Genomic DNA, 7,320 nt, shown 5'->3' with positions numbered 1-7,320 from the left:
AGAGGTCCTTGGCCTTCTCGAAGAACTCCTCGAACGTGAGGACCCCGTCACCGTTCGCGTCGCGGGTCCTCACTATCGCCTCGGCCAGGCCCACGGTGTAGTGCCGGTCCCCCATCTCCACCATGGCCTGCTGGAACTCGACCGGCGTGACGAACCCGTCCCCGTTCCGGTCGAACTTGTCAAAGGTCTTGCGCGCGTCCTCGATACGGGCCACGTGAGCTCTTCCTCCGTGTGATGGAACTTTCCGCGTGCCCGGCGGCACGCTGCCGTCACGCTATCCCGTCCTCCGGGCGGCCCCGCACCGGCCTGCCCGCTTTCCGCGCGGCCCCACTCGGCGCTCCCGCGCCCCGGCCCTGTCACGTGTACGTGAGGGCCGCCTGTGGTAACCCGTCAGTGCCGGAGGCATCCCGGCCCGACGCGGGACCCCGGCCAGACGCGGGACGACGAATCGACGAGGGGACGAACGCAGTATGCCGATCCAGGGTGAGTACGAGCCGAGCCCGGAGCAGTGGGTACGCGACCAGGTCGATCTGTACGAGCGCTCCGGCGGTACGGAGGGCACGACCATGCGGGGCATGCCCGTCATCATCCTCACCACGCGGGGCGCCAGGTCCGGCAAGGTCCGCAAGACGCCGCTGATGCGGGTCGAGCACGACGGGAAGTACGCCGTGGTGGCCTCCAAGGGCGGCGCGGCCTCGCACCCGGTCTGGTACCACAACCTGGTGGCCGACCCCCGGGTCGAACTCCAGGACGGTCCCAAGAAGCAGGACATGACCGCCCGGGAGGTCACCGGAGAGGAGAAGGCGGTGTGGTGGGAGCGCGCCGTGGAGGCGTACCCCGACTACGCCGACTACCAGAAGAAGACCGACCGCGAGATCCCGGTCTTCGTCCTGGAGCCCACACCCGGCGGCCACTGAGCGGCCCGGCGGGCGGCACGGGGGCGGACAGGACGGTGGCGGCAGGACGGCGAGGAGACCAAGGAGGCCGATGAGCCAGCAGCACGGCCCGGCGGACGTACAGGTGCCCGACTCCCGGCTGGCCGCCGAGGCCAACGAACTCGTACGCGACACCGCCAGCGACCTGATCTACGACCATTCGCGCCGGGTCTTCTTCTTCGGCAGCCTCCTGGGCCGCGCCCGGGGACTCAGCCACGACCCCGAACTGCTCTACGTCGCGGCGCTCTTCCACGACGTCGGGCTGGGGGAACCGTTCCGCACCAGCGGGCGCCGCTTCGAGGTGGACGGCGCGGACGAGGCCCGCCGCTTCCTCCAGGCCCGCGGGGTGCCCGAGGACAGCATCCGGCGGGTGTGGACGGCGATCGCCCTGCACACCACCCCGGGCATCCCGGAACACATGGAACCCGAGGTGGCGCTGGTGGCGGCGGGCGTGGAGTACGACGTCCTCGGCTTCGGCTTCGACGAACTGGAGGCGGCCGACCGCGAGGCCGTCGTCGCCCTGCATCCGCGCCCGGCCTTCAAGCAGCGCATCCTGCGGGCGTTCGCGGACGGGGTGGAGCAGAAGCCGCAGACCACCTTCGGCACTGTGAAGGCCGACGTACTGACGCACTACGACCCGCACTTCAGGCGCGGCGACTTCGTGCGCACCCTCCTGGAGTCGCCCTGGCCGGAGTGAGCGGCCCGCACCCGGCGGGCGCCGCCCCGGCCACCGGCCGACCCTGGACGGAACCGGAACCGGAACCGGAACCGGAACCGGAATCGGACCCGGGACCGGTCCGGACCCCGGGCCTGGACCGGTCCCGGGGCGCTACCCAGCCACCACCGCGTCCCAGGCCGCACCGGCCGCCTCGGCGGCCTCGGCCGTCCCGGCGGCGTCCGGACCCCCGGGCACGCCCAGCGACTCCAGACCGGCGGCGAGCGCCCGCACGGTGTCCTGGACCACCGCCCGGTCGGCCGCCCGCCCGTAGTGGTTGACGCGCAGCATCTGTGCGGCCAGCGCACCCGCCGCCGCCTGCAACGGCACCCGCGGATCCGCCTTGAGCGCCGCGGCCACCACCTCGCGGGCGTCCACGTCCTGGGGTGCGCGCAGCGTGGTGGCGGCCGGGGCGGCGTCCTGGTCGCGTACCACGTACGGGGCCAGGCCCGGCAGCAGGCGTGCGGCGGCCCGGGTCGCGGCGGACGCCGCACGGTGCCGGGCGATCGACGCGTCCAGGCCCTCGGCGGCGATCCGGTCGACGGCCTGTTCCAGGGCCAGCATCTCCAACTGCGCAGGGGCGTGCGGCAGGGCGGTGCGGCCGCCGTCGAGCCACCGCTCCTTCCAGTCCAGCAGCGAGAGGTAGGACCGGCGCGGCGCCTGCCCGTTCGCGGCGATCCGCTCCCAGGCACGCGCGCTGACGGAGACGGCCGACACCCCGGCGGGACCGGCCAGCGCCTTCTGCCCGCCGATGACGCACAGGTCCACGCCCCACTCGTCGGTCAGCAGCGGTTCGGCGCCCACCGAGGCGACGGCGTCCAGCATCAGCAGCGCGCCGTGTTCGCGCACCACGGGGCCGATCTCCGCGACGGGGTTGGTGTTGCCGGTCGCCGCCTCCGCGTGGACCAGGCTCACCAGGCCGATGTGCGGGTGCTCCCGCAGCGCCCGGGCCACCTCGTCCACGCCGGCCGCCCCGGTGAACGGCGCCGTCAGGGTGACGACCTCGGCACCGCAGGAGCGCAGCCAGCCGCCGAACGTCTCCCCGTACGGCCCGGTGACGATGTTCAGCGCCGTACTGCCCCGCGGCGCGGCCGAACGGATGCACGCCTCCAGCGGCAGCAGTGCCTCGCCCTGCATGGCCACCACGTCGCACCGCGTCCGGAGCAGCGCGGCGATCTTGTCCTCGACGGCGGCGAAGCGCTCCGCGGTCAGCGGCGGCAGATCCAGCAGAATCGGGTGCTCGGTGTTCGCAGTCACGGTCGCCTTCCAGCCACGACGGGCCGCATCCTGCCACGGCCCGGGTACGGCACGACCCTACGTCCAGCCCGGCGGCCCCGCCCCCGGCACCCCGGTCACTCCCGGGGGCTGGTCACCAAGAGGGCGACGTCGTCGTGGTTGCCGGGATGGCGCAGGGTGGTCAGCAGCCGGTCGCACAGCTTCTCCAGCGACTCGCCGGAGTCGGGGCCCGGACGCAGCAGGTCCAGCAGCACCCGCAGCCGGTCGTCGATGTCGTCGTGCCGGGTCTCGATCAGCCCGTCGGTGTAGAGGACCAGCCGGTCGCCCGGGTGCAGGTCGACGGTGACGGTGCCGAACTCCCCGACGCCGGTGCCCAGCGGCGCGCCCGTCGGCGGCTCCAGGAGCCGGGGCTCGCCGCCGGCGGGCACGAGGACGGAGGGCAGGTGACCGGCCGAGGCCAGCTTGCAGGTGCGCCGGGCGGGGTCGTGCACCGCGTACAGGCAGGTGGCGAAGAACGGGTCGAGTCCCGTGGTGATCTGGTCGAGGTGGCGCAGCACCTCGGACGGGCACAGCGCCAGCCTGCTGAGCGTCTGGGTGGCGGTGCGCAGCCGGCCCATGGTGGCGGCGGCGTTGATGCCGCTTCCCATCACGTCGCCGACCACCAGCGCCGTCGAGCCGCCCTCCAGGTCGATGACGTCGAACCAGTCGCCGCCGACCTCGCTGTGCGCCCCGGCGGGCTGGTAGCGGGAGGCGACCCGCAGCGCGCTGCGGGTGGTGGCCGGGGTGGGCAGCATGCTGCGCTGGAGGGTCAGGGCGATGTTGCGCTGCTGGCGGTAGAGGCGGGCGTTGTCGATGCAGACGGCCGCGCGCCCGGCCAGCTCGCAGGCGAGGATGATGTCGTCGCGGTCGAAGGGCTTGGGGTTGCGGGTGCGCTTGAGGTCGAGGGCGCCCAGCACCTCGCCGCGGGCGATGAGCGGTACGGCCAGGTAGGAGTGGACGCCCGCGCGGGCCAGCAGCGCGGCGGCGTGCTCGTCCCGCGCGATGTACCGCAGGTCCTCGTCGCGGACCGCCGGGACGACGACGGGCTCGGCCGTGGCGACACAGCGGGTCACCAGCCGCTCGGCACCGTAGCGGGCCACGTGTCCGGGCGGGTCGGCGGCGTCGGCGGCGACCGTGGGGTAGTCGGTCACCAGCGCCAGCGCCCGGAAGGTGGCGGTCTGTTCCTCGGGGATGCGGACGGGCTGGTCCCGGACGGCGGCGTCCAGCACGTCGACGGCGGCGATGTCGGCCAGGTCGGGCACGGCGACCTGGGCGAGTTCGCGGGCGGTCTGGTCCAGGTCGAGCGTCGTACCGATGCGTACGGAGGCTTCCGCGAGGTGGGAGAGGCGCTGCCGGGCCTGCTCGGCCTGCCGGGCGGTCCGGTGACGTTCGGTGACATCGGTGACGGAGATGGTCAGCCCCAGGGGCCGTCCGCCGGCGTCGTCGAGCCGGAAGACGGACACGGACCAGGCATGCCCCTCGCCCGAGGACGTCTCGCCCCCGAGCACCTCCCGGTCGATCATCGGCTCGCCCGTCTCCAGCACCTGCCGCAGCACCCGCTCGGCGTCCCTGGCGTGCCGCGGCGGCAGGATGTCGTGGACGGTCCGGCCCAGGTGCTCCTCGGCGCTCACGCCGTCCAGCCGGGTGAGCGTGGGGTTGACGGACACGTACCGCAACTCCGTGTCCAGGACGGCGATGCCCATGGGCGACTGCTCCACCAGGCGCCCGGAGAACGCCAGGCTCCGTTCCACCTCCCGCAGCGTGGCCTGGTCCGTGACCAGGCCCAGCGCGTAGACGTCGCCCCGGTCGTCGTTGAGCCGCATGTTGCGGAACTCCAGGGCCCTGATCCTCCCGTCGCGGCACTTGACGGGGAACGAACCCGCCCAGCTCCTGCCCTCCCGCACGACCTGGTCGAACAGGCGCAGGACGACCTCCGTGTGCTCGTCCGGCACCAGCAGCGGGGCGGCGTACCGGCCGAGGGCCTCCTCCGCCGAGTAACCGAACAACTGCTCGGCCTGGGGGCTCCACAGCACGATGCGCCCGCGCGCGTCCAGCACGACGGCTCCCACGGCCAGCACGTCCAGGAGCCCGCCGGGCGGGGACAGGCTCACTCCGGGCGCGCCGCCGGGGTCGCCTTCGGGCGGCTCCTCGTGGTTCCTCACGACGACGGCACCTTCCTGGCCGGGGCGTACCCTCCCATCCTCCCTCGTGGACGGCGGGCGTGCCCCTTCGGGGGTGCCGTAGCGGACCCGGAGCCGGCAGGGCCCGCGGCGGGGGCAGGACCAGCCCGCCGTCCGGGCGCCCTCCACCGCCGCACCGGCCGCCCGCGCGGGTGCCGTCCCGCCCCGGTGCCGGGGTCACAGCACCCGGTGCAGCCAGCCGTGGGTGTCCTCCGCGCGGCCGTACTGGATGTCCAGGACCCGGGAGCGCAGGGCCGCCGTCTGCTTGCCCGGCCCGCCGTCCCCGACGGTGAACGCGTAGCCCTCGCCCTTGAAGCCGACGACCGGCGTCACCACGGCCGCCGTGCCGGCGGCGAACACCTCGGTGATCGAACCGTCCTCGACGCCCGAACGCAGCTCGTCGAGGGTGACCGAGCACTCCTTGGGGGTGAGCCCGAAGTCGGCGGCCAGCGCGAGGATGGTGTCGCGGGTGACGCCCTCCAGGATGGTGCCCAGCTCCGGGGTGATCAGGCGGCCGTCCGCGGTGACCAGGCACAGGTTCATGGTGCCCGACTCCTCCAGATGGCCCTCGCCCGCCGCGTCGAGGTAGAGCACCTGGTCGCAGCCGTGCTCCTCGGCCTCCAGCTGGGCGGCGAGGCTCCCCGCGTAGTTGCCGCCGCACTTGGCCGCGCCCGTGCCGCCCTTCGCCGAGCGGGTGTAGGTACTGCTCACCCACAGCGTCACCCCCTTGAGACCGTTGGCGAAGTAGGGGCCGGCCGGGCTCGCGATGACCGAGAAGGTGATCTCCTTGGCCGGGCGCACCCCGAGGAACGCCTCGGAGGCGAACATGAAGGGCCGCAGATACAGGCTCTCCTCGCTGCTCGGCACGGGCACCCACGGCTCGTCGGCGCGCACCAGTGCCTCCACCCCGGCCAGGAAGTCCTCCTCCGGCAGCACCGGAAGAGCCAGCCGCCGGGCGGAGCGGGCGAAGCGGGCGGCGTTCGCCCCGGGACGGAACAGCCAGACGCTGCCGTCGGCGTGCCGGTACGCCTTGAGTCCCTCGAAGATCTCCTGCGCGTAGTGCAGCACCGCCGCGCTCGGGTGCAGGGAGAACGGCTCCAGCGGGCCGACCCGGTGGCCGTGCCAGCCCCGGTCGGCGCTCCAGGTGGCCGTGGCCATGTGGTCGGTGAAGTACCGGCCGAAGCCCGGTGCCGCGAGGACGCGCTCGCGCTCCGCGCCGGGAAGCGGACTCGTCGTCCGGGTGAGGGGGAAGTCAGAGGCCACGGCCAGCTCCTAACGCCGATGCGGCAGTCGCGGCGCTCGGTTGCCCGGTCGCCGCCGCCGGGAGTTCTTGTGGGCGGACGCCGCGCACCGGCGTCACCCGGTGATGTTAATGACCGTTAAGCGGTCCGTCACCGAGGGGTTCACCGATTCCGCCCGGCAGTTCGGCGGGCCTGTGTTCGTACGGTGCCCCGTCGGGGGCCTGCCCGGAACCGGGCAGGCCCCCGACGGGGCGGTGCGGTCAGGCGGGCGGCGGCAGGGTGCCCGAGCGGGCGAGCCGCGCGTACCAGGCCGCGCTCGACTTCGGGGTGCGCCGCTGGGTGGCGTAGTCGACGTGCACGAGGCCGAAGCGCTTGCCGTAGCCCCAGGCCCACTCGAAGTTGTCCAGCAGCGACCACACGAAGTAGCCGCGTACATCGGCCCCCTGCCGGATCGCCTCGTGCACGGCCTCCAGATGGCGGTGCACATAGGCGATGCGTGCGGGGTCGTGGAAGCGGCCGTCGGCGTCCGGTTCGTCCGGGTAGGCGGCGCCGTTCTCGGTCACGTACAGCGGTGTGCCGGGTGCCTCGCGGTGGAAGCGGAGCAGCAGGTCGCGCAGGCCGCCCGGGTCGATGCTCCAGCCCATCGCGGTGCGCTCGCCGGGCAGTTGGTGGAAGGCGACGCGGTCGGCACCCGGCCAGGGGGAGTGCGCGCCGGCGCCGTGCCCGTCCCGGCGCTCGGGCACGGTGCCCTCCGGGGCGGTGGAGACCACGGTGGGCGTGTAGTAGTTGACGCACAGGCAGTCGAGCGGCTGCCCGGCCAGCCCCGGATCGCCGTCCCGCACGAAGGACCAGTCCGTGACCCGGGCGGTGTCGGCGAGCAGGTCCTCGTCGTATCTGCCGTGCAGCATCGGGCCGGTGAACACGCGGGTGGCCAGGGCGTCGATGCGGCGGGCCGCGTCCTGGTCGGCGGGGCT

The 7,320-nt window shown here is 73.9% G+C and carries 7 protein-coding genes; 2 read left to right on the top strand and 5 right to left on the bottom strand.

The annotated features are described in order from the left end of the window. The coding region (locus FM076_RS03035) for an EF-hand domain-containing protein (RefSeq protein ID WP_173868400.1) at positions 1 to 214 on the bottom strand (214 nt) is incomplete at its 3' end. Between the two features lie 256 nt (positions 215 to 470). On the opposite strand from FM076_RS03035, the gene FM076_RS03030 reads away from it, so the two are divergent. Continuing rightward, entirely contained in the window at positions 471 to 917 is a 447-nt protein-coding gene (locus tag FM076_RS03030; RefSeq protein WP_173868399.1) for a nitroreductase family deazaflavin-dependent oxidoreductase, read from the top strand. 70 nt (positions 918 to 987) lie between these two features. Next, positions 988 to 1,632, top strand: coding sequence for an HD domain-containing protein (locus FM076_RS03025; protein ID WP_173868398.1), 645 nt, complete (start codon positions 988 to 990; stop codon positions 1,630 to 1,632). Positions 1,633 to 1,764: 132 nt separating this feature from the next. Here the strand turns inward: FM076_RS03025 and FM076_RS03020 are convergent, their stop codons facing one another. The 4 genes from FM076_RS03020 to FM076_RS03005 all read right to left on the bottom strand — a co-directional run. Continuing rightward, positions 1,765 to 2,907: an aminotransferase class V-fold PLP-dependent enzyme gene (locus tag FM076_RS03020; protein ID WP_173868397.1), complete on the bottom strand. Its 1,143-nt coding sequence runs from the start codon at positions 2,905 to 2,907 to the stop codon at positions 1,765 to 1,767. Between the two features lie 95 nt (positions 2,908 to 3,002). Then, the gene (locus FM076_RS03015; RefSeq protein WP_173868396.1) at positions 3,003 to 5,087 is read right to left on the bottom strand and encodes a SpoIIE family protein phosphatase; all 2,085 of its coding nucleotides are present in this window, start codon (positions 5,085 to 5,087) and stop codon (positions 3,003 to 3,005) included. Positions 5,088 to 5,282: 195 nt separating this feature from the next. Continuing rightward, positions 5,283 to 6,368: a branched-chain amino acid aminotransferase gene (locus tag FM076_RS03010; RefSeq protein ID WP_173868395.1), complete on the bottom strand. Its 1,086-nt coding sequence runs from the start codon at positions 6,366 to 6,368 to the stop codon at positions 5,283 to 5,285. 238 nt (positions 6,369 to 6,606) lie between these two features. Beyond that, positions 6,607 to 7,320 (bottom strand): glycoside hydrolase family 1 protein (locus FM076_RS03005; protein ID WP_173868394.1); only part of this gene is annotated, 714 nt, incomplete at its 5' end.

Origin of the sequence: Streptomyces albus subsp. chlorinus, from assembly GCF_013302895.1 — a bacterium.
Lineage (GTDB): Bacteria > Actinomycetota > Actinomycetes > Streptomycetales > Streptomycetaceae > Streptomyces > Streptomyces chlorinus.
The sequence above is the reverse complement of the archived record's forward strand: the minus strand, read 5'-3'. Positions and strand labels throughout refer to the sequence as shown.